The sequence below is a fragment of the Kribbella soli genome (genome assembly GCF_004331345.1).
Taxonomy (GTDB): domain Bacteria; phylum Actinomycetota; class Actinomycetes; order Propionibacteriales; family Kribbellaceae; genus Kribbella; species Kribbella soli.
Genome location: NZ_SJJZ01000004.1, coordinates 677,647 through 704,461 on the forward strand (window position 1 = coordinate 677,647; position 26,815 = coordinate 704,461).

Here is a 26,815-nt window from a genome sequence, read left to right on the forward strand (position 1 = left end):
CGAAACGGATATTTGCCGGTCGGAGGGTTCGATGACCGGACGATCTCCCGCACGAGAGGATGTTTCCCATGAGAGCCGTAGTACAGCGAGTCAGTCAGGCGTCGGTCACCGTGGACGGGGAGGTGGTCGGGGCGATCGACGGGCCCGGGCTACTGGTCCTGCTCGGCGTCACCCACGACGACACCCCCGAGAAGGCCGCCGCGCTGGCCGCGAAGATCTGGACCCTCCGCATCCTCCACGACGAACGCTCCGCCGCCGACGAACAGGCCCCGATCCTCGCCATCAGCCAGTTCACCCTGTACGCCGACACCCGCAAGGGCCGGCGCCCCTCCTGGAACGCCGCCGCCCCCGGCCCCGTCTCCGAACCCCTCTACAACTCCTTCTGCACCGCCCTCGAATCCCTCGGCGCCAAGGTAGAACGAGGCATCTTCGGAGCCCACATGGACGTCACCCTCACCAACGACGGCCCGGTGACCCTGATCCTCGACACCTGACGCGACCGCTAGAGACTGCCCGGTGTCAGGCAAGCTCCGCGCAGATGTCGTGCGCGATCTTGCCTCTGAAAGTGTGGGCGGTCGTCGATGGGTCGAAGGTCCAGCGGCCCCGCGTGATGATCAGGAACGTGTCGTCGGTGTTCACACTGGCCGGTTGCCCGATCAGTGCGGGCCCGACGTACACCTGAAGACCGGTCTGGGCATCGATGAACGTCGGCCCGGACACGTTGTAGCTGCGCGACTCACCGGAGGCGAGGTTCGTCGCCGTCAGTGCGAGCGCACCGGTGATGATCAGATCGCCGTTCGGCGATCCGGGCCGGACGACTGCAGCACTGTCGCCGAAGATCCGGAGTGCGAACGAGCAGTACTCCCCGGCGGGCGACAAGATCTCGAACGGCTCACCGTTGGGTACAACCGGCGGTGCGGCCTGTGCCGGCTCGGCCGCGACAAGACAACTGCCCAGCACGGCCGCCAGCAATGCAATCGAACGTGTGATGCGGGACATGACTCCCCCTCCTGCTTGGCGTCACCCACGCCCCAGGACGCTTCGGCCAGCCTGTGCACGCCCGGCCGAGCGAGTCAACGCCTCACCCGCAAACAGACCGGCCCCCGGATCCGTGCGGGATCCGGGGGCCGGGGGTTCTGGGTCTATGAGGTTCGACTCAGAGAGTGTCTGCTGCGATCAGCTGACGACGCCGGCGGCCGAGTGACCGACGACAACCTTGGTGTTCAGGCTGTAGACGTCGACGACCAGCGCGTTCACCGAGATGTAGCGCTTCTGCCGCAGGACCTGGTTGAAGGTCAGGCGAGCAACACCCGGGATGTCCAGGGTCTTGTTCTCGCCGGTCGGGACGGCGTACGACTTGCCGCCGACCTTGATGGAGGCGATCGTCGAGGACGAGCTCACGCCGCCCTTGCCGTCCTTGGTCTTCCACGCGGAGGCCGAGGACTCGATGGCGCCGACGGACAGCGAGCCGACCTTCACGCCCGCGACGTGCGAGGTGAAGTTGATGTAGGACTTACCCTCGCCGATGGCGCCGTTCTTGGTGGTGTAGACACCGCCGACGTAGGCGACCTTCGGGATGTTCAGCTCGCCGACCGCGACCCGGACCGTCTTGCCCTCAGTGCCCTGGCAGGTGGTCTGAAGCGACGTGGCGTCGGAGACGACCAGCTTGTCGGCCGTGGCCTTGGTGCCGTAGGCGTCACCGATGACCAGCGCGGTCGCCGGCTTCGAGATCTCGGCGCGGGTCTTCAGCACCGCGACGTCGACGCCCTGCGGGATGTACTGGTTCTTCACCGTCGCGTGCAGCACGACCGCCTGCGCGTACGAGTAGATGCCGGACGCGGTCTTCACGCCGCCGACACGGTTCAGCACGATGTAGCCCAGGCCCGGTACGGCGACCTTGGTGTTCGGCTTCGGGTTCAGCAGCGACGGCACCGAGATCGCGCCGATCCGCACGCCCGCGAAGGTGGTGCTGCCGGTGTAGGACAGCTTGCCCTTCGAGTACTTCGACGTGGTGGTGGTCTTCACGCCGGTCAGCGTGAGCAGGGTGCCGACGCGGACGTCGGCGGCCACCGCGGTGCTGGTGACGCCGGTACCGCTGGCGTTGTTGAAGCCGTGCGTGTCGGTCTTGACCGAACGCGCGATCGCCTGCCCGTTCACGTTCGCCGTGGCGATGTCGTTCTTGTCAGCCTTGTTGGCGTCCGTGGTGCAACCGAACTTGCTGATCACCTGCGGGCCACTGTTCGCCAGCCCGGATTGAACATCGGTCCCGTACGCGTAGCCGCTGTAGCCGAAAACCGGCGAGGCGGACGCGGAACCCGACGTCAGCGCAATCGTAGAAGCCACGCCGACAACCGCCGCAACTCCGACGGCGGCGAGCTTCTTGTATCCGATGCGGGGTCGCATTGACCCCTCCTCCCTGAGTGATGACGTGACCCGAAGTGCGGGTCAGGACACAGACACAACTCAGCCGATTGCGGTAGGTGACGAGCTGACCGCGCTCCGAGACCGAACCGTTACATTGCCGCTCGCTCCACGAGATTTCCGGCTCGCACCCGTAACTCGGCTGCGATGACCCGGAACCCCTGCCCGGTAAGCGATTTCGGGCATGCCAAAGGGCCCGGACGCGCAAGGTCCGGGCCCCTCGGTGCTTACTTCAGGGTGGGCCACCGTCGGGTGGTGGTGGCACCATCAGTAACGAACGACTGGTCAGACGGTGACGGCCACTTCCGCAACCTCGCCGTACTGCGCGACCACCTGACGGTCGACCGGGTCGGCCTTCGGGGCCAGCGTGCGCAGCGTCCAGCTGCCCGGCGCCGCGAAGAACCGGAAGTGCCCGGTCGCCGAGGTCGGCACCTCGGCCGTGAACTCACCAGTGGAGTCCAGCAGCCGCACGTACGCGCCGCCGACCGGCTCCTCGCCGCGCAGCACCTGGCCCTGGATCACGGCCTCCTTGTCGACGTCGACACCCTTGAGGTCGAGGCCGCCCTGCTTCGCTCCGCACATGTGTCAGGCCTTTCCGGGCTCGTCGCCGAGAGCAACGGGTACGCCGACCAGCGAACCCCACTCGGTCCAGGATCCGTCGTAGTTCTTCACGTTCGCCTGGCCGAGGATCTCGTGCAGCACGAACCAGGTGTGCGCCGAGCGCTCGCCGATCCGGCAGTACGCGATGGTGTCCTTGCCGAAGTCCACACCGGCGTCGGCGTACAGGGTCTTCAGCTCGTCGTCGGCGCGGAACGTGCCGTCGTCGTTGGCCGCCTTGCTCCACGGGATGCTGGCCGCGGTCGGGATGTGACCCGCCCGCTGCGCCTGCTCCTGCGGCAGGTGGGCCGGGGCGAGCAGCCGGCCGGCGTACTCGTCGGGGCTGCGCACGTCGACCAGGTTCTTCACGCCGATCGCGTCCTTGACCTCGTCGCGGAAGGCGCGGATCTCCAGGTTCTGCGGCTGCGCGGAGTACTCGGTGGCCTCGCGCTTGACGACCTCGTCGGTCAGCTCACGGCTGTCCAGCTCCCAGCGCTTGCGGCCGCCGTCGAGCAGGCGGACGTCACCGTGGCCATAGAGCTTGAAGTACCAGTACGCGTACGCCGCGAACCAGTTGTTGTTGCCGCCGTACAGCACGACCGTGTCGTCGTTCTTCACGCCGCGGTCGGACAGCAGCGCCTCGAACTGCTCCTTGCTGACGAAGTCGCGACGGACCGGGTCCTGCAGATCGTCCTGCCAGTCGATCTTGATCGCACCGGCGATGTGGCCGGCGTCGTACGCCGAGACGTCTTCGTCGACCTCGATCAGGACGACACCGGCGTCGTTCTTGTGCTCTTCGACCCAGTCGGCCGAGACGAGCGCGGATTCCCTGCTCATGTGTGCTGCCTCTCAGTTGGTAGCGGTGGTTGGCGTACGAATGCGGTGGATCAGCAGATAGGCCTCGCAGCCGAGGCAGAGCCCGACCGCCGCGTTCACGAACGCGGCGACCAGGGCGAATCCGGTGGCGACCACTCCCAGGACGGTGACGCCGGTCAGGTACCCGATCAGACCGACGACCGCGAAGACGAGGCCGACCAGCTGGGCGAACCGCGGCGGGGCCGCGTCCTCCAGCTCCTTCGGCGGGCCCAGCCGGGGCCGGACCAGCCGCTTGAACAGCAACCCGTACGGCGACGCGCTCACGCCGAACGCGACCGAGATCGCGAACACCACAGCTTGTACCGCGAGCGGCCAGGGGCTGTTCAGTACGAGCGTCAGCGCCAGGACGACCGTGGTCACGCCGGCTGCGAACCGGAGACCGCGCGGATCGACCTGCTGTGCCGCCTGTTGTTCGGACATGACGACTCCCGGTGAAGGAGGATGTCGAGCCGGAACCCGCCCGGGTGTGCGGGGAGGCGACGTACGCGGAACCGTGCTCAGCGACCGGTTCCGCAGCGCTCTGGACGCCGCCTGGTCAGCGGCGACGACACAGCGAAGAGCGGACGCGGCAGTTGTCCACTGCCCGTCGCTTCGTCAGCCATGTCGTGTAAACCACGCAACGAGACTACGGAACCTGGGCGGGCACGCCACCCGTGGTCCCATCCCGTGAGACAACTGATCAAATTGTGGACAGCCGGTGGTTATTCAGACGCGAACCACGTTGGTGCCGGCGACCTTGTCGTGCAGCGCCTGCTTCTTGTCGTCCCAGAGCGGCCAGAGGTAGTTGAGCAGCAGCGCCAGGGAGGCGAAGAGGCCGACGACCGGGATCGAGCCGGCCATGTTCAGCACCAGGTCGAGACCACAGCGCTTCGCCACGGCGCCGCGCGGCGGCTTGCCCGGAACGTCCCGCAGCCGGACCGCGATCCCGGTCGCCATCTTGCCGGGCGTGCGGCCCTTCGCGACCAGGAACAGGTACTCGTACACGAACATGACCAGTGCCCCCAGCAGGGACGCCGGGATGGCCCACTTGAACACCTCGGGCGGCATCGAGACCGGGGTCGAACTACCGGCACGGGCGGCGTCCAGGACGTCCTCGATCCACGAGTTCATCACTTTGCTGGACTGGTAGTAGAAGTACCCGGTCAGCGGCAGCGCGAGGAACCAGGCGATGATCCCGTCCAGGATGCGCGCGAAGGCACGGCGCCACCAGCCGGAGAGCACCTGACCGTCCGGAGTGGTTCCGGGCCCCTGCCCCTGGTAGGCGAAGCCCTGGCCGCTCTGCGGGTACGCCGGGTAGCCGCCCTGTTGCGGGGGCTGCTGGCCGAACTGCGAGGCCGGCTGAGCCGGTCCGCCACCGCCGTACACCTGTCCGTGCTCCGCGGTCTGCCCGTACTTCGGGAAGTCCTGCGTCTTCGACTGGCCGAACTGCCCCTGGAACGGGGGTGGGCCCTCCTGCGGCCGGCGCTGATCCGTCCAGGCGCTGCCGTCCCAGTACCGCTGCTGGGTCGGGTCCTCAGGGTCGTCGTACCAACCTGCTACTTGGGAGCTCACCGGGAGAGTCTTGCCTAAGTCCCGGTTCATTGGCCATCCGGTAGCGCGTACCGGACGCTGTCAGCTCGGTTGGCGGTCGATCGCGACGGCCAGCGCGGCAATCACGTCCGGCTTCCGCGGCGCTCCGCTGGCGCGCTTCACCACTGCTCCGGTGCTGTCGAGCACCAGCGTGGTCGGCGTACGCAGGATGTCCAGCCGGCGTACCAGCTCCAGGTGGGACTCGGCGTCCAGCTCCACGTGGCGCACGCCGTCGACCATGCCCTCGACCTCGGCCAGCGTCCGCCGAGTGACCCGGCACGGCGCACAGAACGCCGACGAGAACTGCAGCAGTGTTGCCCGCTCGCCCAGCTCCCCGCCCAACTCAGCGGCCGTCACCCGCTCCACGTCGTCCTCGCTCTTCCCGCGAAACCGCCCGTCGACCCACGCCTTGAGCACACTGAGCCCCACGCCGGCTACTACCGCCGCGACGAGTACCCACAGCCCCAGGCTCACAGCTACCCACGGTACGACGCCCCGTTCACAATTCAACCGGCCGTTTCACGTGCTGAGAAGCACCTGCGGATCCACAGCGAGGCGGTGGCCCGAACGCCCGGTCGGCCAGGGCAGGCAGTCGTCGCCGTCCCCCGGGTACCGAGGGACCACGTGCAGGTGGAGATGGTCGACGCTGCGGCCGGAGCCGGGCCCACTGGCGTTCAGCAGGCACACACCGGTCGCCCCGAGCCTCGCCACCATCTTCTGCGCGATGCGCTGCGCCAGGTCCATCACCAGCGCCAGGTCACCCGGCTGCGCGTCCAGGAGACCTGCGGTGGTGTGACGTCGCGGCACCACCAGTGTGTGCCCCGGGGCGATCTCCTCAGCGGGCAGCGGGAGAAACGCGACAGCCGCGTCCTCCTTGGCGATCCAGCGGGCCGAGTCGGCGGAGATCAGGCCGCAGAAGACGCAGGCATCCATCTGGTGATTGTGCTCCGGTCGGGCATGACTCGCGATCCCACGCCGTCGCGAGCAGGTGCTCGGTGCGGTGCCTCGGCGTGCGGGGGCGAAGGTCTCGATGCGGAGCATCGTGGCCTTTGCACCCGTGCGGCGAGGTGCCGTGCCGAGTGCCGCGCAGTAGGCGTGGGATCGCGAGTCATGCCCTAATAGAGCTGTGGAGAGTGGAGTGACCGTGCGGTCGGGGGTGGTGATTCCCGAGGCGGAGTTGACGTGGCGGTTCTCACGGTCGAGCGGTCCGGGCGGGCAGTCCGTGAACACCACGGACAGCCGGGTCGAGCTGAGCTTCGACGTGGCCGGTACGTCGGCGTTGAGCGACGTACTGAAGACTCGCGCGCTGGAGCGGCTCCAGTCGCGGCTGGTCGACGGGGTGGTGACGATCGCCGCGTCGGAGTACAAGTCGCAGTGGCGCAACCGGGAGGCCGCGCGGGAACGGCTGGCCGTGCTGATCCGGGAGGCAATCGCTCCGCCGCCCCGGAAGCGGCGCCCGACGAAGCCGAGCAAGGGGTCCGTACGACGCCGGCTGGACGCCAAGAAGCGCCGCGGCGAGACGAAGCGGCTCCGCGGACGACCGGACGACTAGGGACACCCCTACACACGGCCCTCTGGCTGGATACGCTTGCCCGCGTGCAGGAAACGGGGAGCGGGGGGACGGAGCCGGAGGAGCTCCCGGAGTTCCAGGATCTCAAGGTGCGGGGCCGCTCGGTCCGGACGTGGGCGATCAGCGCCGGCGCCGTACTGCTGGTGGTCTCGGCGGCCTTCGGCGGGCTGAAGAAGGCCGGCGACGAGACTCCGCAGGTGGAGGCCGGTACGGCGATCGACGCCGGCCAGTTCGAGGTGACCGTCCAGCGGGTCGTCACCGTGAAGGACCTGAAGCCACTGTTCACCCCGGACGACGGCGGAGTGCTGATCGGGGTCGTGACCAAGCTCAAGGTCACCGACGACACCGGCACGACACCGCCGTCGGACCTGATCCGGCTGATCGGCGTGCCCGGCGTGAAAGACACCGACCCGCCGCTCGGCACCACGAACCTCCGCGACGCGACGATGAACCCGGTGCTCACCCCGGACGCCGCCGAGGACATCGCGTACGTGTGGAAGCTGCCGAAGGCGAGCCAGTTCCCGACCGAGGTCAAGCTGACCGTGCAGGGCTACGAGCACGAGGACGAGTCGATCCTCGACCACCACGAGAAGTGGCTCCCGGACAAGATCGCCGCGGACAGCACGGTCAAGGTGAAGGACAACACCAAATGAGCGGGCGGAAGCTGCTCAACGTTGGTCTCACCCTCGCCGTACTGGTTGCGATCGTCGGTCTCTACCGGTTCACGCCGACGCAGAAGGACATCCAGCAGCCGACCTCGGTGAAGGGCATCGTCGGGCGCGCGGTGCAGACGCCGCGCTTCGACCTGACCGTCGACGACGTACGGGTCGGGAAGAAGCTCCGGATCCCGCGGTCCACGCCGGACCGCGACTCGTTGACCGCCTTCGTGGTCGTCGACGCCAGCGTCACCGCCAAACGGGAGCCGATGCACATCTTCGACGTCCGGATCCGGTCCGCCGACGGCATCACGTACCTCGGCTCCAACCGCAGCGGTCTCGACCGGGTTGACCTGACCGGGACCGAGTTCGCGCCGGACATTCCGGTCCGCGGCTCGTTCGTGGTCGAGATGCCGGCCGACAAGGTGCCCGGGGCAACTTTTCTGGTGATGGAGAAGTCGATCCTGAACGACCTCGAGCCCCAGGTCACCGTGCCACTCGGGGACGAGCCAACGCTCGAAGACGTCGTGACCCTGACGGCTGCGAGCGAAACGTGAGAGGCGCGCGCCGGGCCCGCCGCGGCTGGTTCCGGAAGAACACGGCCGCGCTCGCGACGCTGGTGGTGGCGATCCCGCTCGCCGGGTGGTGGACCACGCGCAGCGACCACAAGTCCTGGTACAACGACGAGCCCCGCGATCCCGTCACGGTGTCGGCGGGCGGTACGTCGTACAACGGGGCCACTTGGTACGCCGCCAACGTCGAGGAGAGCCCGCAGCCGTCCGAGAAGGGCCTTGAACAGGACGCGCTGCCCGAAGGGACCACGCGGGTCCGGGTGTACTTCCGGCTGCAGGTGGACAACCTGTCCGCGCTCGAAGGGCTCGGCGGCTGCCGTGTCCATCTGCGGGCGCCGGACGGCCGGATCTGGGACGAGGACGCGATCGCGGACGACTACCAGGACCGTCCGACCGGGTGCAGCGGCGGCTCCGACGACAAGCCGTCGAGCTGGCGTGGCACAGCAGCGCCGTACTACCTGAAGCCGGTGGCCGGGAAGCCGTTCGAGACGGTCGCGGTGTTCGTCGTACCGTCGTCCGTCGCCGGCAGCGTGCAGCCGACGATCACCTGGGCGACGAGGCTGCCTCAGTACCTGGCATTCCCGAGGTAGCGGCGCTGAGATCGGTGACACCGTGGTCGCCGGCCGACTGCTCGTGCACCGCACGGGTCCGCGGGGTCAGGTAGCCGGCCAGGCCGCCGATCATCCGGTCGTAGGCGGCGGCGAGCAGACTGACCTGCAGCATGATCTTCAGGCCGTCGGTGATCAGGTTCAGCGGCTCGTCGATGACCATCCAGAACTGCAGCGTGTGCGGTCCGAGGACCCACACCTTCAGGGCGATCCAGACGGCGCTCGCGGCGAACGTGACGACCGCCCACGCCAGGAAGTACCCGAGCATCGGCCGCAGGCCGGAGCGGATCACCAGCCGGAACGCCTCCAGGACAGGGGTCCAGCGGTCCTTCCAGTCGGCCATGACCGAGTTCCCGGCGACCCGGACGATCCGCGGCGTCTGCTGCCAGCGGTGCGTGATGCGGTCGAACCGCCAGCGCGGTTTGTCGAGCTTCTGCACGACGCGGCCGTAGATGATCGCGGTCATGGTGATCCACATCAGCGGGAGCACCGCGGCGTCCCAGAGGTCCGCGATACCGGCGGTGAGGAACCCGGTGACCGCGTCCCACACCTCACGGACCTGGTTGACGCCCAGCACGTGGTCGAGCACCCACGTGTACCCGTCGTGCAGCCACTGCCAGACCTGGCGCTCCTTCAGCCAGGTCATCGGCGGCGGGATCACCGACGTGGCCTGGTACGCGACGACGAAGATCCACAGCGCCTCGAGGTACGTGACGAACAGCTTGCGGACCGGGCCTTCCTTGTCCTTCCGCCACTTCTTGAACGCGAAGCGGAGCAGGTACGCCGTGACGCCCAGGCCGAGGAACAACCAGGTGGACAGCGACTGCAAACCCTCCGACGGCTGCGGAACCGTACCGCCGCCCAGGACGGTGGCCACTGTCTCGTTGACCTTGTGGACGGCCAGTTGGTACTCGTAGTCGAGCGCCTCGTTCTGCAGGAACTTGTACGCGGCGTAGAAGGCCAGGAACGGGAGGAGCGCCGCAGCGAGCGCGTCGAGCGCCCGGTGTTCACGGCCGGGTTCCACACCGTCCGGGGCAAGCATGCCCTCGGCAACTGCCCTGCGGTGGAACGGCAGCTCGCCGCGGAGGACCAGGAACATGGTCACGTACATCGCCAGCGAGACGACCACGAGCAGCGCCAGTACGGCGATGCCGGCCGCCTCAGCTCTGGCGCCTGCCTGGACCGCTACCCATTGCAGGCCTCGGTGCGCCAGCTGTGCGACCAGAAACACCGCCAGAAGGCGCGGCCACGCCTTCCCGAACAGGACCCCCGCGCGACCCACCGTAGTGAGCAGCGTCCCCGACTCCATCGCCACGGCGACGAATGTACCCGGCGAGGAGTCCTCGAGCCTGGTGCTGGTCAGCCGCCTGCGAAGGGTGGGAGGGCGTCGACGAGCGCGCCCTGGGTGAGCGGTGTGCCCGGTTCGGCGCGCTCGCCGTCCAGGAGGAACGTGCAGATCGACAGCACCCGCGCCAACTCCGGCCGATCGGTCGAAACGGTCGTGACCAGGTCGCGGATCGAGCCCGCCTCGGCGGTCGCCGACGACTCCCCGGCGGCCGAGCGTGCGGCAGCGAAGTACCTGATGGTCACTTCCGGCATCTGGTCCGCGCCTCACTAATCGGTTAAGTCTCGGCTATTATGTCAGCTTGCTGTTAGACCCAGTGTGTCCCAGGCCCCCGGCAACGACGCCGCCGGGGCCTGCCGTGCACGAGGCCCGGATCGCGACCACTGGATCCGATGATCAGCACAAGGAGACGGCGTGAGCACGTTGCTTCTGCTGACGAACGCCCTGCAGGCCTCCACCGAGGTCCTGCCGTCGCTCGCCCTGCTCCCCCACCAGATCCGCATCCTCCCCGCGGAGGTCTCCGCGCTGGTCGATGCCCCGGACGCCGACGCCGTGCTGCTCGACGCCCGCCGCGACCTGGTCGCGGTCCGGAGCGCCTCCCGGCTGATCCGCACGACCGGTATCGACGTACCGCTGATCCTGGTCGTCACCGAGGGCGGCCTGACCGCGGTCAACGCCGACTGGGGCGCGGACGACGTGCTGCTCGACACCGCCGGCCCGGCCGAGATCGAGGCCCGGCTGCGGCTCGTCATCGGCCGCCTCGCCGCGACCCGCAACGACGAGCCCGAGTCCACGCTGATCCGCAGCGGCGACGTCGTGATCGACGAGGCGTCGTACACCGCGAAGCTCAACGGCCGCGCGCTCGACCTGACGTACAAGGAGTTCGAGCTCTTCAAGTTCCTCGCGCAGCACCCGGGCCGGGTGTTCACGCGGGAGCAGCTGCTCCAGGAGGTCTGGGGCTACGACTACTTCGGCGGTACGCGGACGGTCGACGTGCACGTACGGCGCCTGCGCGCCAAGCTCGGCCCCGAGCACGAGGCCCTGATCGGCACCGTCCGGAACGTCGGCTACCGCTTCGTGGTCCCGCCGGCGCCCGCCGCGCGCGAAACCGCCGACGTGAACTCCTGAGTTCTCAGAAGAAGAACTTCAGCAGGGTGAAGGCCAGCGCGGCCGCCGTGACCACGGCCGCCTTCCAGGACCCGACGCCCTGCCGGAACGCCGCCACGAACACCCCGACGGTGACCGGCACCAGCATCACCAGCAGGGTGACCCCGGCTGCGTGAACGCCGATGTGCGACTGCGCCGTGAGAAGCAGCCCCACGACGAACGCCACCGTCAACCCGAGCCAGCTGGTGATCTGCACCGGCCCGTCCGCGCTGCGATGCCCGCGATGCGAAGCCCTGGGAGCCCGCCGGTGCGAGGTCGGAGCAACGTGCGACATCGCTCACCTTCCGTAAGTGCCTGAGTACGCAAGGTACCAGGATCACTGACCAGAAGAAAAAGCCGGTACGCCGCCTGTGAGGCGACGTACCGGCTCTCGTTCAGTCGGCCGTTGCGGTCAGGAACCGACGGAGATGCGGTCGGTCGCGACCGGCGTGTACGGGTCGTGCGCGGTCAGGTAGTTGGCGAACGCATCGATGTCCAGGCCACCGAAGAACTTGTTCGTCGCGGTGGTGAAGGCCGGGAAGCCGTCGCCGCCGTCCGACAGGAAGTTGTTCGTGACGATGCGGTACGTCGTACCGTCGACCAGCGGCTGCCCGCCGATCTTGATCGAGCCGGCCACCACCTTCGAGCCCGCCGCGGCGGCCGGGTTCCAGGTGTAGGTGATGCCCGCGACCTGGAGCACCTTGAACTTCGGTGCGTCCGGGCCGTTCACCCCGGAGAACTGCTGCTCCAGCAGGGCCTTGATCTGCGTCCCGGTCATGTCCATCGAGACCAGGAAGTTGTTGAACGGCTGCACGGTGAAGGCCTTCCCGAAGGTGACCTCACCGGCGTTGGACGCCAGGTCGGCGCGGATGCCGCCCGGGTTCATGAAGGCCACGACCGGTGTCTTCCCACCGGTCACGACGCTCGGATCGGCCAGCTGCGCGTCGGCGATCAGGTTGCCCAGTGGCGACTCGAGCGAATCGTCAGGTGTCCGCACCACCGACGGGGTGGTGATGTGCCCGATCACCTTGTTCTCGATCGGGGCGACCAGGGCCTTGTACTTCGCGATCAGGGCCGCGGTCTTCGGGTCCTGCACGACGTCCTGGGTGATGATCTGGTTGTTCGCCAGCGTGTTCACCCGGTCGACGTCGCCGGTCGCGTTGTCGATGCTCAACCGGACGTCGGTCACGAGCCGGCCGAACGACGAGGCGCTGGTGACGAGCCGCGGCTTACCGGCCTTGTCCGGCAGCGAGCAGTTGTACCCCTGGTGGGTGTGGCCGGAGATGATCGCGTCGATCGCCGGGTTCAGGTTGGCGTTGATGTCCATGATCGGGCCGGAGATGCCCGGGCAGCTGTTGTACGCCTTCGGGTCGGCCGGGAAACCGCCCTCGTGCAGCAGCACGACGATCGACTCCACACCCTTCTTCTGCAGCACCGGGACCAGCGCGTTCGCGGTGTCGACCTCGTCCTTGAAGGTCAGCCCCTCGACGCCGGACTTGGTGACGATGTTCGGCGTGTTCTCCAGCGTCATACCGATGAAGCCGACCTTCTTGCCGTCCTTGAAGGTCTTGATCGTGTACGGCGCGAACAGGGTCTTGCGGGTGTTCTCGAAGAACACGTTCGCGGAGAGGTACTTGAACTTCGCGCCCTCGAACGGGTGCGCCGCGTCCGGGCAGGAGTTCTGGTTGTTCGCCCCGTCGCCGTCCGGCAGGCAGCCGCCGGTCTGCATCCGGAGCAGCTCGTGCCAGCCCTCGTCGAACTCGTGGTTGCCCACCGACGCAGCCTCGAGTCCCATCCCGTTCAGCGCTTCGATCGTCGGCTCGTCGTGGAACGCGGCCGACAGCAGCGGCGAGGCGCCGATCAGGTCACCGGCGGCGACCGTGACCGTGTCCTGGCCCTTCGCCTTCGCGGCGGCCCGGAGGTCCTTCAGATGAGTGGCGAGGTACGCCGCGCCGCCCGCCGGGATGCCGTTGATGTTGCCGCTGGACCCCGTCGCGGGCTCCAGGTTGCCGTGGAAGTCGTTGATCGCGAGCAGCTGGATCTGTGTGTGCGTCGGCTTCGGCTTCTTCGCCTGCGTCGCTGTGTCCTGAGTCGCCGTGCCCTGAGTCGCGTCCTGTGTCGCGGCTCCGGCCTGGCTCACGGATCCCCCCGCGGCCAACGCGAGCGCCACGGCCGTCCCGGTGACGAGCAGTCCGACCGCCCGCCGTCCCCCCAACCGTGCCCTGCCTCGTCCTGTGATGGCCATCTCTTCTCCGTCATCTCGGTCACCGCTGTTGCGGTGCCGCGAAATCCTCCGCGGTTCCGCGAAAGTTACCCGTGACGACGCGCCCTCGCCAGGACCTGAGCGTGAACTCAACCGGACCTTTTACGGTATTCAGGTGACCCTCGAAGCCGTTCCCTCACCGTTGCCCTCGGCCACTGCCGCCGCCGTCACGGAACTCGCCCGCGCCGCAGCACACAGCGACGGCGTCAACCCGCTCTCCGAACGCACCCTCCTGCACCTCGACGGCGAACACCCCGGCGACGTCCACGTCCTCGCCTACGAAGGCGATCCGGGCACCATCGAGGTCAGCGGCCTGCAGAGCGCCCGCAATCTGGTCGGGTACGGCGCCCTGTCCCCCGACGGTTCCGCCGAACTCTTCGTCGCCCCGTCCGCCCGCCGCCAAGGCTTCGGTACGGCGCTCCTCCGCATCCTCCTCGACCACGGCGGCGCCCGTACCCGCGTCTGGGCCCACGGCCGCCTGCCCGGCTCCGACGATCTGGCCCACCGCCTCAACCTCGAGGTCACCCGGGAGCTCTACTTCCTCCGCCGTACCAGGGCCTCGTTGCCTGATCCGGTGTGGCCCGACGGCATCGCCGTACGCACGTTCGTCCCCGGACAGGACGACGCCGCCTGGCTGAAGGTCAACGCGGCCGCCTTCGCCGACCACCCCGAGCAGGGCAGCTGGACCACCGCCGACCTGGCCGAACGCCTCCAGCAACCGTGGTTCGACCCCAACGGCTTCTTCCTGGCCGTCGACTCCACCACCGGAGCGGTCGCCGGCTTCCACTGGACCAAGGTCGAGGACGGCGTAGGCGAGGTCTATGTAGTAGGTGTCGCCCCCACCCACCAGGGCCTAGGCCTAGGCAAGGCCCTAACCCTCCAAGGCCTCCACCACCTACAAACCACCCGCAACCTCGACGAGATCGTCCTCTACGTAGACGGCACCAACACCCCAGCCCGAGCCCTCTACAAATCCCTCGCCTTCACCACCGCAGCCCTGGACGTCCAATACGCCCCCGCCTAACCCGAGCCACGAGGCTGCAGGGCCTGAGACAGGCAGTGTTGCGGGCCTGAGACAGGCAGTGTTGCGGGGGCCTGAGACAGGAACTGGTGCCGCGAGACCTGAAATACCAGGTCTCCAGCCACCACACCGCCGCCCAAGCCCCCAGAACCGCACCAACCGGAGCACGCAACCCGTCGCCCTCCAGTTGACACCCCTCACACGTCAGCCAGCCTCGGCACTCCCTGTGAACGACATCACAACGAAGCCACCCGCTCACTCCACGTCATAAACCCCACCCAGCCCCGTCACACCATCAACCAGGAGCCGTCCGAGCCTCTAACCCCCCAGCCGGGCGGCTCCTGGCCCTCAACCCCGTTATCCACAACTGCATCTTTTGACATCGAACCCAGCCCCACCCCGCCGTTACGATCGTGTCAACTACGGAGGGCTGACACACGTGACACACCGCAACAGGCCAACCATCACACTCCTGGCCTGCCTAAGCGCCACCGCGCTACTCGCTTCCTGCGGCCAAGGCAGCCCCGAAGCAGGCCACCCCAACACGGCCCCACCAACGGCCACGTCAACGGTCCCCACGAACGAGACGTCGGCGACCTCCGGCCCAAGCAACACTGTCGGCACACCTGCAGCAAATCTGCCTACGGCCCCGCCCGGGCGTCCGCAGGCCGCGGCCGGGGCAAGCCTCGCTGCTGGCGAAGCCTTCATCGGATATTACGTAGATCTGCTCAACTATTCTTACGGAACAGGCGACTCCGGCCCACTCCTCACGGCGAGCGACAAGGGTTGTATCGGTTGCAAAGCCGTCGCAGATTACGTCCAGAAGATCAACGTCAAGAACGGCACCCTTGAAGGCGACTACAGAGATCGCCTCATAGACGTCAAAGAGATCTTTCGAGGCAGTTCCGGACGACTCGGCGGCTCGGCGATCCTCAAGTCGGGGACATTCACCGAGAGGGATTCACCTAGCGCGTCCCCCGTTCCCCAGGGAGGCGACACGGGGACGATGGAGTTCACCCTGTCGCCAAGCGGCGGGAACTGGGTGATGTACGAGATGGAAATCAAATAGATGAATCCGGATCTTGTCCGCTGTGCGTGCGCGTCTCTCGCGACGCTGGCCCTGACCGCCGGCGTTTCCGCGACGCTGATGCTCGCCGTTGACGTGAACGCGGCAAACGCGACTCCAGCCGCACCTGTGGCCGAAGCATCGTCGAAGCCCGTCCCGAAGGTAACCGGAAAACCCCGACGCTGGGGCGGCACGGTGAAGGCGTCGACCACGCAGCGCGGTCGCCAGGAGCGGAAGGGCTCAGCGAACACACGGACCCCTAAGGCGGCCACCAAATCCGCGAAGCCAACGCGGTTCCGCAAGCCGCAGAGCGTCGACTCTCGGCGAGAGATCCGAATGAACCTCGGTATCTGTGGTCGCGTGCAGACGGACGGGACTGTGCCTGGTCCGAATCGGTGCCACCCTGGTGGCGTTGGCCGAAAGATCACGGAAACCACGACGCCGCCTGAGGTGGTGCGTCCGCGGCCTGAGGACATCACCTGGGGGCAGGTGCGTTCGGAAACCAAGAACGTCATGTTCCCAGGGCTCTCGGTCAAGGTGCAGCCGAACGGGCGGACGCTGGTGAATCTGGACACCATCGTCTACACAGATGACAGCAAGGTGTCGACTACCACCGTCACGTTGCTCGGATTCCCGGTGGTCGTCGAGGCGACGCCGATCAGCTACACCTGGCGCTTCGGGGACGGTAGCCCGGCGCTCACCACGAGCACGCCCGGCAAGCCGTACCCGTCGAAGGACATCACCCACAAGTACATGAAGCGCGGCGCCGTCAGCCTCACGTTGACAACCAACTACGCCGCCCGCTTCAACGTCGCCGACACCGGCTGGCAGTACATCGACGGCACCGTCCCCATCACCGGCCCTGCCACCCCTCTCCAAGTCCGCGAAGCCGTCCCCGTCCTCGTAGACCCAGACCGCTGATCTCGGTCCCCCGAGGGAAGCCACCAGCAGCAGGGGCGAATCGCCCCATGACCTCGGACGCCGATCTGCAGCTCTTGACACCGAACCCTGCCCGACCGGCCTGTTAGATCGTCAACCCGGAGAGCTGAACACGTGACACGCCGCAACCGGCCGACTGGCCCATTCCTGGCCTGCCTAAGCACCGTCGCACTACTAGCCTCCTGCGGCCAAGGCAGCTCCGAAGCAGGCCGCCCCAACACAGTCCCGCCGACGGCCACGGCCGCAGACACATCGACGGGCATAGCGAGTCAGCCACCCTCCAAGCCGACTCCATCGACGGCCGCGAGCGAGCCACCCGAGCGCCCCACGGGCGCCAAGGGACTCACGCTCGCGGCGGCCGACCAGTTCGTTCGCTATTACAGCGACTTGCTGAATTACACTGCTGCGACAGGCGATACCTCGCCGATGCTCGCTGAGAGCGAGGCAGGCTGCGAGAATTGCAAGTCATATGCGAAGTTCGTAACTAAGGCAAACGCCGCTAACGGTCTACTCAAAGGCGACTACCTCGAGAAGGTCACCGACGTCCCAGAACTGTACCGTGGCGAGAGCGGACGCTTGGGCGGTTCAGCCGCCGTGGTCGTCGGCGCCTATGTCAGCCGGCACTCGAAGAGTGCCACCCCGATCAGCCTAAAAGCCGCGAAGTACACCCGAGAGTTCGCATTGTCCCCGCAGGGCGGAAATTGGGTTATGTACGAAATGGAGCTCAAGAAGCAATGACGTCGGCCCTGCCGTCGTCGTAGGTGAGACGAAGAAGGGCGACAGCGGTATCGATGAACGGCACCGGACCCATCGCCGACACCGCCACTCCACACCAATCCGCGAAGTCGTCCCGGTCGTTACGATCGCGTCAACTACGGAGGGCTGACACTCGTGGCACACCGCAACGGGCGACCCGGTGCCCTCCTGGCCTGCCTGGTCACCATCACACTGCTGACTTCCTGCGGTCAGGAGGGCCCCGAGGCGGGCAGCCCCAACGCGGCCCCACCGTCGGTATCGACATCCAGGAACGCACCTCAAACAACTTCACTGCCGACACCCTCAACAACTACGGCCGACGTACTCCAGCGACCGAGCGCGGCCGTAGGCCTGAGTTTGTCCGCGGGCGGGGCCTTCGTGCGGTACTACGTCAGCCTCATGAACTACGCCTCGAAAACGGGTGACGTCGCGCCGATGATGTCCGTCACCGCGACAATCTGTAAACAATGCAAGGCCTATGCGAACTACGTGGCGAAGGTCAACGCCGCAAACGGAGGCCTGACCGGGGAGTACTTCGAACGCGTCAACGACGTACCGGACCTTTTCCGTGGAGAAGGCGGACGTGTAGGCGGATACGCACTCGTGACGATCGGCGCGTACACCTCGAAGGACACCCCGTCGGCAAAACCCGTGACGAGCACAGCACAGAAGTACAAGCGCGAATTCACGCTCATCGATCAACAGGGGTCATGGACCATGGCCGCGATGAGTCTGGTCGCACAATGAGATTCGGGTGAGGACTACGTGGCGCCGGTCTCGGATTAGACCACCCCATGGCGGGTTGGGGAGGATTTCTGCCTGATTTGGGTAGGAAATCCTCCCCAACCCGGCTCAGGGGGCGCGACTGCTCGGCAGCGGGCCGGTTGTCCACAGGTTGCTAATGCAGCGTTGCTCTTAGGTGGTTGGTTAGGTGGGTGTGGGCCTCTCGGGTGGCGCCGGGGACGGTTAGGAGGTTGGCGTGGCCGTGGGGGAGGGAGTTGTGGCGGATGTGGGTCAGGGGGTTGCCGGCGGTGGTTAGGGCCTCGGCGTATTCGACGCCTTCGTCTCGGAGGGGGTCGAAGCCGGCGGTGGTGAGGTAGGTGGGTGGGAGGCCGGTGAGGTCTTCGGCGCGGAGGGGGGAGACGATCGGGTCGGGGCGGAGTGTCGGGTCGGGGGTGTAGAGGTCGCGGTACCAGATGATGTCGGCCTCGGTGAGGATGAAGCCCTCGGAGAACAGGTCTCGGCTGGGGCGGCGGGCGACCAGGTCGACGGCTGGGTAGAGCAGGACCTGGAGGGCCGGCTGTGGGAGGCCGCGGCGGACGGTCTGCTGGGCGACGACGGCGGCCAGGTTGCCGCCTGCGCTGTCGCCGCCGACGGCGACCAGGGCGGGATCCGCGCCTAGGTCCTCGGCGTGGTCGACGGCCCAGGTGAACGCGGCGATGGCGTCCTCGGCTGCGGTCGGGGCGGGGGCTTCGGGGGCGAGGCGGTAGTCGACGGACAGGACCCGTACGCCGGAGTCGGCGGCGATCGCGCGGCAGAGTGCGTCGTGGGTGCCGAGGTCGCCGACCACCCAGCCGCCTCCGTGGAAGTACACCAGCAGCCCACGGCCTGCGTCCCCACGCGGGATGTAGAGGCGGGCGCCCAGTTGCCCCACGGCACCGCGGACGGTCAAGTCGGTTACTCGGAGTAACTCGGCGGGGGTGCCTGTGATCAGTTTGCAGAGGTTGCGGAAGTGCGTCCGGGCGGTCGCGGCGTCGGTTTTGGTTGTATGCGGCAACAGGTTGTCGACCCGCAGGAGCAGTTGGATGTCGGGGTCGAGGGTGTTGCCGTCGATCTGGATCGGGGCGCCGGCCAGCCGTCGGCGGACGGCGGCGGGCAGCGCGTACAGCGGGTTGAGGGCGTTCGCTTGTACGGCGGTCACCGCGTCACGCAGTACCGAGTCCAGTCGTAGGTTCACAAGAGGTGACGCTAGCAACCGGCTAGCAAGCAGCGAGTGAGAACGGCTCCGGGAAGCGGTCGCCGGGCAACGAAAACGTCACATCAGGCAACGCGCGGACGGCTACCCGTTGTTCACCAAAGGGTGGGATGCTGAGCGGTGTGGCTGGAGATTTGCTGGCATCGCACAACAGGGAGTACGACGTTGAACCGCCGTACGACATCAGTGCGGCCGGTGACCTCCCCGCGGACCGGTTCTCCGACCGGGAGCTGAGCTGGCTCGCGTTCAACCAGCGGGTCCTGGAGCTCGCCGAGAACGAACGGATCCCACTGCTCGAGCGGGCCAAGTTCCTCGCCATCTTCGCCAGCAACCTGGACGAGTTCTACATGGTCCGGGTCGCGGGTCTGAAGCGCCGGATCGCGGCCGGGGTCGCGGTGAAGGCGGCCAGCGGCCTGCTCCCCCGCGAGGTTCTCGACCGCAGCCTGGCGAGGAGCCGGGAGCTGATGGACCGGCAGGCGGAGACGTGGCGGAAGTCGGTGCAGCCGGCGTTGACCGAGCAGGGCATCGACATTCTGCGCTGGGACGAGCTGGAGCACGGCGAGCGCGAGGACATGACCCGGTTCTTCCGGGACCGTGTGTTCCCGGTCCTGACCCCGCTGGCGGTCGACCCGTCGCACCCGTTCCCGTACATCTCCGGCCTGAGCCTGAATCTCGCGGTCGTGGTCCGCAACCCGGAGTCCGGCGGTGAGCACTTCGCCCGGGTGAAGGTGCCGCCGCTGCTGCCGCGGTTCGTGAAGGTCGCCGAGGGCCGGTTCGTGCCGCTCGAGGACGTCATCGCCACCCACCTCGGCCAGCTGTTCCCGGGGATGGAGGTCACCCAGCACCACACGTTCCGGGTGACCCGCAACGAGGACCTCGAGGTCGAGGAGGACGACGCCGAGAACCTGCTGGCCGCGCTCGAGAAGGAGCTGCTGCGCCGCCGGTTCGGTCCGCCGGTCCGGCTCGAGGTGGAGGAGTCGATCGACCCGCAGGTGAAGGCGCTGCTGCTGTCCGAGCTGGGCGTCACCGAGGCGGAGGTGTTCGAGCTGCCGGGCCCGCTGGACCTGCGTGGTCTGTTCACCATCGCCAGCCTGGACCGGGCCGAGCTGAAGTACCCCGCGTTCGTGCCGTCGACGCATCCGCACCTGGCCGAGGTGGAGACCTCCAACCCGGCGGACATGTTCCACGCACTCAAGCAGCGCGACGTGCTCGTCCACCACCCGTACGACTCGTTCTCCACCAGCGTCCAGCGCTTCATCGAGCAGGCGGCCGCGGACCCGCACGTGCTGGCGATCAAGCAGACGCTGTACCGGACCAGTGGTGACTCCCCGATCGTCGACGCGCTCATCGACGCCGCCGAGTCGGGTAAGCAGGTGCTGGTCCTGGTAGAGATCCAGGCGCGCTTCGACGAGCAGGCGAACATCAAGTGGGCCCGTCAGCTCGAGCATGCCGGCTGCCACGTCGTGTACGGCGTGATCGGCCTCAAGACGCACTGCAAGCTGTCGCTGGTCGTCCGTGATGAGCCGGACGGTCTGCGCCGCTACGCGCACATCGGCACCGGCAACTACCACCCGAAGACGGCCCGGCTCTACGAGGACCTGGGTCTGCTGACGAGCGACAAGGTGGTCACCGAGGACGTCGCACTGCTCTTCAACCACCTGTCCGGCTTCGGTCGCAGCGCCGGGTACCGGCGGATCCTGGTCGCTCCCCAGTCGGTACGGCGGGGGCTCGTCGAGCGGATCGACCGCGAGGTGCAGCACCATCACGCCGGCCGCCCGGCGCGGATCCGGATCAAGGTGAACAGCCTGGTCGACGAAGCCCTGTGCGACGCGCTCTACCGGGCGTCACAGGCCGGCGTACCCGTTGACCTGTGGATCCGGGGCATCTGCACGATCCGGCCCGGCGTACCCGGTCTGTCGGAGAACATCCAGGTCCGCAGCATCCTGGGCCGGTTCCTCGAGCACAGCCGGGTGTTCCTGTTCGAGAACGGTGGTGAGCCGGAGGTGTGGATCGGCTCGGCCGACCTGATGCACCGCAACCTGGACCGCCGGGTGGAGGTGCTGGTGCAGCTGAAGCAGCAGGACCACGTCAACGAGCTCGGTGAGATGTTCGACCTGGCGCTGGACGACGGCACCGGCTCCTGGTGGCTGCAGGCGGACGACACGTGGCAGGCCCGGCTCAATGGGCCGGACGGTGAGCCGCTGCGGGACATGCAGGAGCGGCTGATAGCAACCCGCGGCCGACGGCGGGCGTCCGAACCGATCAGTTAGTCACGTCTTAGGGTGAGTCCATGAGCAACCCGGCGACCGTCATCGCCGCGGGTGGTGTTGTGTGGCGAGAGCGCAGCGGCACCCGGCAGGTGCTGCTGGTGCACCGTCCCCGGTACGACGACTGGTCCCTGCCGAAGGGCAAGCTCAACGCGCACGAGCACGTGCTGCTCGGTGCGCGGCGGGAGATCGAGGAGGAGACCGGACTACAGGTCGTCCTCGGCCCTCCCCTGGGCGTGCAGCGGTACCCGATCCGCAAGAACGGCGGGACCACCGAGAAGCTGGTGCACTACTGGTCCGCCGTACCGGTCAACGGCAGCGAGTTCGAGCCGAACGACGAGGTGGACCAGATCAGCTGGCTCCCGGTCGACAAGGCCCGCGGCCAGCTCAGCTACCCGCGTGACGTGGACATCCTGGACGCACTGGACCGTGAGGCGCCGGTCGTCGCCACCGTGGTCGTGGTGCGGCATGCGGAGGCTGTGAAGCGGAAGGACTGGGACGGCAAGGACACGCTCCGTCCACTCACCAGCGACGGTACGGCGGTTGCGCAGCGACTGATCGGCGTACTGGCCGCACTGGGCGCCAACCGGATCATCAGCAGCGACGCGGAGCGGTGTGTCGCGACAGTCACGCCGTACGCCGCCTCTATCGATCGGCACATCCACCTGTGGCCGGAGATCTCCGAACGCGGGTACGACGCCGACCCGGACGGACTGCGCGGCCTGGCGGAGCGGGTGTGGAAGCCGGGCAAGGTGACGGTCGTCTGCTCGCACCGGCCGGTCCTGCCGGCGCTGGCGCGGGAGCTGGGCCTGAAGGTCGGCAAGTTCTCCACAGGTGCGTTTCTGGTCGCACACCGGCTGGCCGACGGCCGCCTGGTGCACGAACGATTCAGCGCACCGTAGCCGCCGCGACACGGCTCGGTGACGATCAAGGCACAGCCGACGGGGTGGCCGGGTGACACTGGAGGTGACGGGTATGTTCCTACCCGAGGAACCGGCGCCCCACCGGGTGCCGGTCTGAGGAGAGGTTCGGGGCGCACCATGACGATGATGCGAGAACTGACACTGATCGGGATCCGGATGGAATCGCCCAACCGGGCCCCGGTGATGATGCTGCGCGAGACCGAGGGCTACCGCTACCTGCCGATCTCCATCGGCTCGGTCGAGGCGACCGCGATCGCCTACGAGGAACAGGGCCTGCGTCCGTCGCGGCCGCTCACCCATGACCTGATGCGCGACCTGATCGAGGCGTTCGGCGTCCACATCGAAGCCGTCGAGATCGTCGAGCTGCGCGACGCCGTGTTCTACGCCGAACTCGTGCTGGCCAACGGCGCCCGGGTCTCCGCCCGCCCGAGCGACTCGGTCGCGCTCGCGGTCCGCCTCGGTACGCCGATCCGCTGCACCGAAGAGGTACTGCGAGAAGCCGGCGTCGCGACCCCCGAGGAGGAACAGGCCGAGCTGGAACGCTTCCGGCAGTTCCTCGACGGCGTTGCCCCGGAGGACTTCTCCAGCTGACGTCCGCGTCGCCGGATGGCACGCCGAGGTACTACCGTTCACGTTAATGGTGCGCTGTGCGTTACCGAAACGTGAGCAAACAGCCGTTTATATCGACGGAGAGTGACGGCTCTTAACTCAGTTCACCTAATGGCTGCCTGTCGGCACGCCAGGCGTCGCGCACGCTACCGGAACCGTTCACCGCTCGTTCACCGGTGACGGACCGGTCGGTCATCTGGTCTCCCTAACGTCTGTGGAAGTTCAGAAGTCTGATTCCCGCAGAAGGGCAACACTCTCGTGTCCGTCAATCGCCTGTTCCGCGTCGGCTCCGTCGCCGTGGCCTCCCTCGGCGTCCTCGCCCTGAGTGCCTGTGGCAGTGACCCCGAGCCGGCCGGTTCGTCGAGCCCCGACTCCTCGACGTCGTCCGCCGGCGCCGAGTGCCCGAAGGGCACTCTGAACGCCGAAGGTTCCTCGGCGCAGAAGAACGCCATCGAGGAAGTCATCAGCAAGTACAACGAGAAGTGCGCCGACGTCACGGTGAACTACAACCCGACCGGCTCCGGCGCGGGTATCAAGCAGTTCAACGCGAGCCAGGTCGACTTCGCCGGCTCCGACTCGGCCCTGAAGCCGGACGAGATGACCGCCGCCACGAAGCGCTGCGCGGGTAACGCGGCCGTCGACCTGCCGATGGTCATCGGCCCGGTCGCGATCGCCTACAACGTCGACGGTGTGACCAAGCTGGTCCTCGACGGCCCGACCGCCGCGAAGATCTTCCAGGGCACGATCAAGACCTGGAACGACCCGGCGATCGCCAAGCTGAACGCGGGCGTCACGTTGCCGTCGGCACCGATCTCGGTGTTCTTCCGTTCCGACGAGTCCGGCACCACCGAGAACTTCACCAAGTACCTGAAGGCGGCCGGTGGCGGCGCCTGGACCGGTGAGCCGGCCAAGAAGTGGACCGGCACCGGCGCCGGCAAGGAGAAGTCGGCCGGTGTCGCCGAGGGCGTGAAGAGCAGCAAGAACTCGATCACGTACGTCGAGTGGTCGTACGCCGTCGACAACAAGCTCGGCGTCGCCCAGATCGAGACCGGTTCGGGCACCCCGATCGAGCTGTCCGCCGACTCCGCCGGCAAGGCGCTGGCCGCCGCGAAGCCGGCCGGCACCGGGTCCGACCTGGCCCTGAAGCTGGACTACGCGACCAAGGCCCCGGGTGCGTACCCGATCATCCTGGTCACCTACGAAATCGCCTGCACCAAGGGCCTTCCGGCCGAGAAGACCGCGCTGGTGAAGAGCTTCCTGAGCTACTTCGTCAGCAAGGACGGCCAGGCGTCGCTGACCGACCTGAACTACGCGCCGCTCCCGGCCGAGATCCAGACCAAGGTCGAGGCCGCCATCCAGGCGATCAGCTGACCGAGACGCAGTACTGATGCGAGCCCCGGCCGACCCGAGTCATCGGAGGACGCCGGGGCTCGCCTCGTCAGACCCAGACGTGACATCACGACTCAGGCGCTTGGAGCAGCATCGAAATGAGTAGTCCAGACGGCACGGCACCGCCCGACCGGCCGGACGGCACAGCCGCCGAAGAACCGAAGATCGAGGATCTGGTCCACGAGGACGCCGGCACGACCCCGCAGTTCGGCGGCCTGGCCTCCGAACACGCTGACCACGAGGCCGCGCAACCGGCCGCCGAGGTGATGACCGAGTCCGGCGTCGAGGCTGCGGGTACGACGGCCACGACCGAGACCGACGGCAAGCTCGACCTCGGCCCGGTCGGTCATCTCGGTGACCGGCTGTTCGGTGGGCTCGCCCGCGGGTCCGGCGGCCTGGTGGTCCTGATCGTCGCGTTCGTCGGCATCTTCCTGCTGGCGCTGGCGATTCCGGCGCTGGTCGATGACAAGAGCAACTTCTTGTTCTCCCGGATCTGGGAGCCGGGCGGCGACCAGCCGCGGTTCGGCATCGCGGCGCTCTTCTACACCACCGTGATCAGCTCGATCATCGCGATGCTCATCGCGGTCCCGATCGCGATCGGCGTCGCGCTGTTCGTCACGTACTACGCCCCGAAACGGCTGGCCGCACCGGTGGCGCACGCGGTCGACCTGCTGGCCGCCGTACCGTCGATCATCTACGGCCTGTGGGGCATCCTGTTCTTCGCCCCGATCCTGCGCCCCGTGATCAACGGCCTGTCCACGGCGCTCGGCTGGATCCCGCTGTTCGAGAAGCCGCCGGGCGACAACGTCGGCGTGGTCTTCACCGCGTCGGTGGTGCTGGCGATCATGATCCTTCCGGTGGTCACCGCGATCAGCCGGGAGATCTTCGCGCAGACGCCGACCACGCACCGCGAAGGCGCGCTGGCGCTCGGCGCGACCCGCTGGGAGATGATCCGGCTGTCGGTGCTGCCGTACGGGCGTTCCGGTGTGGTCAGCGCCTCGATGCTCGGTCTCGGCCGGGCGCTCGGTGAAACCGTCGCCGTACTGATCATCCTGTCGGTGCCGAACGGCAACGACCCGTGGAACTCGTCGATCTTCGCCGGTGGCGAGACGTTCGCGTCGAAGATCGCCAACAACGCCGCCGAGTTCGACTCGCCGGAGAAGACCGGCGCGTACATCGCGGCCGGCCTGGTGCTGTTCGTCGTCACCTTCCTGGTCAACTCTGCGGCCCGGATCATCGTCGACCGCAGCACGCCCGGTACCAAGCGCCCCCGCCGCAACCGCCGCACGAGAGCAGCGGAAGGAGCCTCCGCATGACCGCGATCGCAGAGAACACGCCGGCGTACGACGGGAAGGTCCTGGACCTGACCGGGAAGTCCGGCGCCCGGGCCTTCAAGAACACGCTGGCCACCGTGCTGATCGTGCTGGCCTTCGCGGTCGCGATGATCCCGCTGCTGTGGATCCTGTGGACCGTGGTCAGCAAGGGTTATCACCTGCTGCTGAGCGCGGACTGGTGGAGCCAGTCGCAGCGTGGCATCACGGTCCGGCGGGCCGGCGGCGGCGCGTACCACGCGATCATGGGCACGCTGATCATGGCGTTGATCACCGCGCTGGTCGCGGTCCCGATCGCGATCCTCGGCGCGGTCTACCTGGTCGAGTACGGCAAGGGCACCCGGGCCGCCAAGGTCGTCAGCTTCATGATCGACATCCTCACCGGTGTGCCGTCGATCGTCGCCGCGCTGTTCGTCTACGCGGTCTGGATCACGGTGTTCGGCTTCAACCGGGTCGGGTTCGCGGTGTCGCTGTCGCTGGTGCTGCTGATGCTTCCCGTCGTACTGCGGTCCACCGAGGAGATGCTGAAACTCGTGCCGGACGAGTTACGTGAGGCGTCGTACGCGCTCGGCGTACCGAAGTGGAAGACGATCCTGAAGGTCGTCGTACCGACGGCGTTCGGCGGCATCATCACCGGCGTGATGCTCGGTCTGGCCCGGGTGATGGGTGAGACCGCGCCGCTGCTGATCCTGGTCGGCTACTCCAAGAACATCAACCTGAACCCGTTCAACGGCTTCATGGGTGCGCTGCCGACGATGATCAACCAGGACCGTACCGAGCTGGCGCTGCCGAATGCCGCGGACCGGGTCTGGGCGGCGGCGCTCACCCTGATCCTGCTGGTTCTTGCCCTCAACCTGCTGGCCCGGCTGATCGCCCGGTTCAGCACCATCAAGTCGAAATAGTCGAGAGGTTCTGA

Annotated in this window: 30 protein-coding genes; 17 read left to right on the top strand and 13 right to left on the bottom strand. The window is 67.5% G+C overall.

The window, feature by feature from the left end; genetic code table 11:
• Positions 1 to 68: 68 nt before the first annotated feature.
• The gene (gene dtd, locus E0H45_RS34025; RefSeq protein ID WP_131345084.1) at positions 69 to 494 is read left to right on the top strand and encodes a D-aminoacyl-tRNA deacylase; all 426 of its coding nucleotides are present in this window, start codon (positions 69 to 71) and stop codon (positions 492 to 494) included.
• Positions 495 to 519: 25 nt separating this feature from the next.
• On the opposite strand, the gene E0H45_RS34030 is transcribed toward dtd, so the two are convergent.
• From E0H45_RS34030 to E0H45_RS34065, 8 genes are all read right to left on the bottom strand, one after another.
• Positions 520 to 999 (bottom strand): hypothetical protein, encoded by a 480-nt coding sequence (locus E0H45_RS34030; RefSeq protein ID WP_131345086.1) that lies wholly within the window; start codon positions 997 to 999, stop codon positions 520 to 522.
• A gap of 177 nt (positions 1,000 to 1,176) precedes the next feature.
• A complete protein-coding gene (locus E0H45_RS34035; protein WP_131345088.1) occupies positions 1,177 to 2,403 on the bottom strand; it encodes a choice-of-anchor P family protein in 1,227 nt (408 codons plus the stop codon).
• 303 nt (positions 2,404 to 2,706) lie between these two features.
• Positions 2,707 to 3,003: a DUF1416 domain-containing protein gene (locus E0H45_RS34040; protein WP_131294190.1), complete on the bottom strand. Its 297-nt coding sequence runs from the start codon at positions 3,001 to 3,003 to the stop codon at positions 2,707 to 2,709.
• Between the two features lie 3 nt (positions 3,004 to 3,006).
• On the bottom strand, positions 3,007 to 3,855 hold the full coding sequence (locus E0H45_RS34045; protein WP_131345090.1) for a sulfurtransferase: 849 nt from the start codon (positions 3,853 to 3,855) through the stop codon (positions 3,007 to 3,009).
• Positions 3,856 to 3,867: 12 nt separating this feature from the next.
• On the bottom strand, positions 3,868 to 4,314 hold the full coding sequence (locus E0H45_RS34050) for a DUF4395 domain-containing protein (RefSeq protein WP_131345092.1): 447 nt from the start codon (positions 4,312 to 4,314) through the stop codon (positions 3,868 to 3,870).
• Positions 4,315 to 4,599: 285 nt separating this feature from the next.
• Complete coding sequence (locus E0H45_RS34055; protein WP_165546712.1) at positions 4,600 to 5,445, bottom strand: RDD family protein; 846 nt, start codon at positions 5,443 to 5,445, stop codon at positions 4,600 to 4,602.
• A gap of 60 nt (positions 5,446 to 5,505) precedes the next feature.
• The gene (locus E0H45_RS34060; protein WP_131345096.1) at positions 5,506 to 5,937 is read right to left on the bottom strand and encodes a TlpA family protein disulfide reductase; all 432 of its coding nucleotides are present in this window, start codon (positions 5,935 to 5,937) and stop codon (positions 5,506 to 5,508) included.
• Between the two features lie 45 nt (positions 5,938 to 5,982).
• The gene (locus tag E0H45_RS34065) at positions 5,983 to 6,396 is read right to left on the bottom strand and encodes an HIT family protein (RefSeq protein ID WP_165546684.1); all 414 of its coding nucleotides are present in this window, start codon (positions 6,394 to 6,396) and stop codon (positions 5,983 to 5,985) included.
• Between the two features lie 205 nt (positions 6,397 to 6,601).
• On the opposite strand from E0H45_RS34065, the gene arfB reads away from it, so the two are divergent.
• From arfB to E0H45_RS34090, 4 genes are read left to right on the top strand one after another with little or no spacing between them, the layout of a single operon-like run.
• The gene (arfB, locus tag E0H45_RS34075) at positions 6,602 to 7,015 is read left to right on the top strand and encodes an alternative ribosome rescue aminoacyl-tRNA hydrolase ArfB (RefSeq protein WP_238155491.1); all 414 of its coding nucleotides are present in this window, start codon (positions 6,602 to 6,604) and stop codon (positions 7,013 to 7,015) included.
• 44 nt (positions 7,016 to 7,059) lie between these two features.
• Positions 7,060 to 7,686, top strand: coding sequence for a hypothetical protein (locus E0H45_RS34080; protein WP_131345103.1), 627 nt, complete (start codon positions 7,060 to 7,062; stop codon positions 7,684 to 7,686).
• Complete coding sequence (locus E0H45_RS34085; RefSeq protein ID WP_131345105.1) at positions 7,683 to 8,246, top strand: DUF4352 domain-containing protein; 564 nt, start codon at positions 7,683 to 7,685, stop codon at positions 8,244 to 8,246. Before E0H45_RS34080 ends, E0H45_RS34085 begins: the two co-directional genes overlap by 4 nt.
• Positions 8,243 to 8,851 carry a hypothetical protein gene (locus E0H45_RS34090; RefSeq protein WP_131345107.1) on the top strand — a complete coding sequence of 203 codons (609 nt, stop codon included), beginning with the start codon at positions 8,243 to 8,245 and terminating at the stop codon, positions 8,849 to 8,851. The genes E0H45_RS34085 and E0H45_RS34090 overlap by 4 nt, the downstream gene beginning before the upstream one ends.
• Here the strand turns inward: E0H45_RS34090 and E0H45_RS34095 are convergent.
• Entirely contained in the window at positions 8,805 to 10,178 is a 1,374-nt protein-coding gene (locus E0H45_RS34095) for a hypothetical protein (RefSeq protein ID WP_238155551.1), read from the bottom strand. The two genes, E0H45_RS34090 and E0H45_RS34095, sit on opposite strands and share 47 nt — an antisense overlap.
• 50 nt (positions 10,179 to 10,228) lie before the next feature.
• The gene (locus E0H45_RS34100) at positions 10,229 to 10,468 is read right to left on the bottom strand and encodes a MoaD/ThiS family protein (RefSeq protein ID WP_131345109.1); all 240 of its coding nucleotides are present in this window, start codon (positions 10,466 to 10,468) and stop codon (positions 10,229 to 10,231) included.
• 160 nt (positions 10,469 to 10,628) lie between these two features.
• On the opposite strand from E0H45_RS34100, the gene E0H45_RS34105 reads away from it, so the two are divergent.
• Positions 10,629 to 11,342, top strand: a complete 714-nt coding sequence (locus E0H45_RS34105) for a response regulator transcription factor (protein WP_131345111.1) — start codon at positions 10,629 to 10,631, stop codon at positions 11,340 to 11,342.
• A gap of 4 nt (positions 11,343 to 11,346) precedes the next feature.
• Here E0H45_RS34105 and E0H45_RS34110 read toward each other — a convergent pair whose 3' ends face one another.
• Both E0H45_RS34110 and E0H45_RS34115 read right to left on the bottom strand, forming a co-directional pair.
• Complete coding sequence (locus tag E0H45_RS34110; RefSeq protein ID WP_131345113.1) at positions 11,347 to 11,655, bottom strand: hypothetical protein; 309 nt, start codon at positions 11,653 to 11,655, stop codon at positions 11,347 to 11,349.
• A 117-nt stretch (positions 11,656 to 11,772) separates the two neighbouring features.
• Positions 11,773 to 13,605, bottom strand: coding sequence for a bifunctional metallophosphatase/5'-nucleotidase (locus E0H45_RS34115; RefSeq protein WP_131345115.1), 1,833 nt, complete (start codon positions 13,603 to 13,605; stop codon positions 11,773 to 11,775).
• 133 nt (positions 13,606 to 13,738) lie between these two features.
• Here E0H45_RS34115 and mshD point away from each other — a divergent pair, with 133 nt between their 5' ends.
• The 5 genes from mshD to E0H45_RS43805 all read left to right on the top strand — a co-directional run bounded on the left by mshD (position 13,739) and on the right by E0H45_RS43805 (position 18,152).
• Positions 13,739 to 14,647 carry a mycothiol synthase gene (gene mshD / locus E0H45_RS34120; RefSeq protein ID WP_202872647.1) on the top strand — a complete coding sequence of 303 codons (909 nt, stop codon included), beginning with the start codon at positions 13,739 to 13,741 and terminating at the stop codon, positions 14,645 to 14,647.
• A gap of 436 nt (positions 14,648 to 15,083) precedes the next feature.
• Positions 15,084 to 15,713: a DUF6318 family protein gene (locus tag E0H45_RS43935; RefSeq protein WP_420323355.1), complete on the top strand. Its 630-nt coding sequence runs from the start codon at positions 15,084 to 15,086 to the stop codon at positions 15,711 to 15,713.
• A gap of 450 nt (positions 15,714 to 16,163) precedes the next feature.
• Positions 16,164 to 16,631, top strand: coding sequence for a PKD domain-containing protein (locus E0H45_RS34125; RefSeq protein ID WP_131345119.1), 468 nt, complete (start codon positions 16,164 to 16,166; stop codon positions 16,629 to 16,631).
• A 132-nt stretch (positions 16,632 to 16,763) separates the two neighbouring features.
• Positions 16,764 to 17,387 (top strand): DUF6318 family protein, encoded by a 624-nt coding sequence (locus E0H45_RS43480; protein ID WP_238155492.1) that lies wholly within the window; start codon positions 16,764 to 16,766, stop codon positions 17,385 to 17,387.
• A 153-nt stretch (positions 17,388 to 17,540) separates the two neighbouring features.
• Positions 17,541 to 18,152, top strand: coding sequence for a DUF6318 family protein (locus E0H45_RS43805; RefSeq protein ID WP_337590429.1), 612 nt, complete (start codon positions 17,541 to 17,543; stop codon positions 18,150 to 18,152).
• A 151-nt stretch (positions 18,153 to 18,303) separates the two neighbouring features.
• On the opposite strand, the gene E0H45_RS34140 is transcribed toward E0H45_RS43805, so the two are convergent.
• Positions 18,304 to 19,362 (bottom strand): alpha/beta hydrolase, encoded by a 1,059-nt coding sequence (locus E0H45_RS34140; protein WP_238155493.1) that lies wholly within the window; start codon positions 19,360 to 19,362, stop codon positions 18,304 to 18,306.
• Positions 19,363 to 19,490: 128 nt separating this feature from the next.
• On the opposite strand from E0H45_RS34140, the gene E0H45_RS34145 reads away from it, so the two are divergent.
• From E0H45_RS34145 to pstA, 6 genes are all read left to right on the top strand, one after another.
• Positions 19,491 to 21,650, top strand: coding sequence for an RNA degradosome polyphosphate kinase (locus E0H45_RS34145; protein ID WP_131345125.1), 2,160 nt, complete (start codon positions 19,491 to 19,493; stop codon positions 21,648 to 21,650).
• Positions 21,651 to 21,670: 20 nt separating this feature from the next.
• Entirely contained in the window at positions 21,671 to 22,549 is an 879-nt protein-coding gene (locus tag E0H45_RS34150) for an NUDIX hydrolase (RefSeq protein ID WP_131345127.1), read from the top strand.
• A gap of 138 nt (positions 22,550 to 22,687) precedes the next feature.
• Positions 22,688 to 23,161, top strand: coding sequence for a bifunctional nuclease family protein (locus E0H45_RS34155; protein ID WP_131345129.1), 474 nt, complete (start codon positions 22,688 to 22,690; stop codon positions 23,159 to 23,161).
• A 276-nt stretch (positions 23,162 to 23,437) separates the two neighbouring features.
• Positions 23,438 to 24,550, top strand: coding sequence for a phosphate ABC transporter substrate-binding protein PstS (pstS, locus tag E0H45_RS34160; protein ID WP_131345131.1), 1,113 nt, complete (start codon positions 23,438 to 23,440; stop codon positions 24,548 to 24,550).
• Between the two features lie 284 nt (positions 24,551 to 24,834).
• Positions 24,835 to 25,884, top strand: coding sequence for a phosphate ABC transporter permease subunit PstC (pstC, locus tag E0H45_RS34165; protein ID WP_131345962.1), 1,050 nt, complete (start codon positions 24,835 to 24,837; stop codon positions 25,882 to 25,884).
• On the top strand, positions 25,881 to 26,801 hold the full coding sequence (pstA, locus tag E0H45_RS34170; RefSeq protein WP_131345133.1) for a phosphate ABC transporter permease PstA: 921 nt from the start codon (positions 25,881 to 25,883) through the stop codon (positions 26,799 to 26,801). Before pstC ends, pstA begins: the two co-directional genes overlap by 4 nt.
• The last annotated feature ends 14 nt before the right edge of the window (positions 26,802 to 26,815 follow it).

Bases quoted from the DNA above. Each gene is read 5' to 3' on its own strand.
- E0H45_RS34155 (WP_131345129.1), top strand. From the start codon at position 22,688: ATGACGATGATGCGAGAACTGACACTGATCGGGATCCGGATGGAATCG.
- E0H45_RS34030 (WP_131345086.1), bottom strand. From the start codon at position 999: ATGTCCCGCATCACACGTTCGATTGCATTGCTGGCGGCCGTGCTGGGC.
- E0H45_RS34115 (WP_131345115.1), bottom strand. From the start codon at position 13,605: ATGGCCATCACAGGACGAGGCAGGGCACGGTTGGGGGGACGGCGGGCG.
- E0H45_RS34100 (WP_131345109.1), bottom strand. From the start codon at position 10,468: ATGCCGGAAGTGACCATCAGGTACTTCGCTGCCGCACGCTCGGCCGCC.
- E0H45_RS34040 (WP_131294190.1), bottom strand. From the start codon at position 3,003: ATGTGCGGAGCGAAGCAGGGCGGCCTCGACCTCAAGGGTGTCGACGTC.
- E0H45_RS34150 (WP_131345127.1), top strand. From the start codon at position 21,671: ATGAGCAACCCGGCGACCGTCATCGCCGCGGGTGGTGTTGTGTGGCGA.
- E0H45_RS34065 (WP_165546684.1), bottom strand. From the start codon at position 6,396: ATGGATGCCTGCGTCTTCTGCGGCCTGATCTCCGCCGACTCGGCCCGC.
- E0H45_RS34085 (WP_131345105.1), top strand. From the start codon at position 7,683: ATGAGCGGGCGGAAGCTGCTCAACGTTGGTCTCACCCTCGCCGTACTG.
- E0H45_RS34095 (WP_238155551.1), bottom strand. From the start codon at position 10,178: ATGGAGTCGGGGACGCTGCTCACTACGGTGGGTCGCGCGGGGGTCCTG.
- pstC (WP_131345962.1), top strand. From the start codon at position 24,835: ATGACCGAGTCCGGCGTCGAGGCTGCGGGTACGACGGCCACGACCGAG.
- E0H45_RS34145 (WP_131345125.1), top strand. From the start codon at position 19,491: ATGCTGAGCGGTGTGGCTGGAGATTTGCTGGCATCGCACAACAGGGAG.
- E0H45_RS34045 (WP_131345090.1), bottom strand. From the start codon at position 3,855: ATGAGCAGGGAATCCGCGCTCGTCTCGGCCGACTGGGTCGAAGAGCAC.
- pstA (WP_131345133.1), top strand. From the start codon at position 25,881: ATGACCGCGATCGCAGAGAACACGCCGGCGTACGACGGGAAGGTCCTG.
- E0H45_RS34110 (WP_131345113.1), bottom strand. From the start codon at position 11,655: ATGTCGCACGTTGCTCCGACCTCGCACCGGCGGGCTCCCAGGGCTTCG.
- E0H45_RS34050 (WP_131345092.1), bottom strand. From the start codon at position 4,314: ATGTCCGAACAACAGGCGGCACAGCAGGTCGATCCGCGCGGTCTCCGG.
- E0H45_RS34035 (WP_131345088.1), bottom strand. From the start codon at position 2,403: ATGCGACCCCGCATCGGATACAAGAAGCTCGCCGCCGTCGGAGTTGCG.
- dtd (WP_131345084.1), top strand. From the start codon at position 69: ATGAGAGCCGTAGTACAGCGAGTCAGTCAGGCGTCGGTCACCGTGGAC.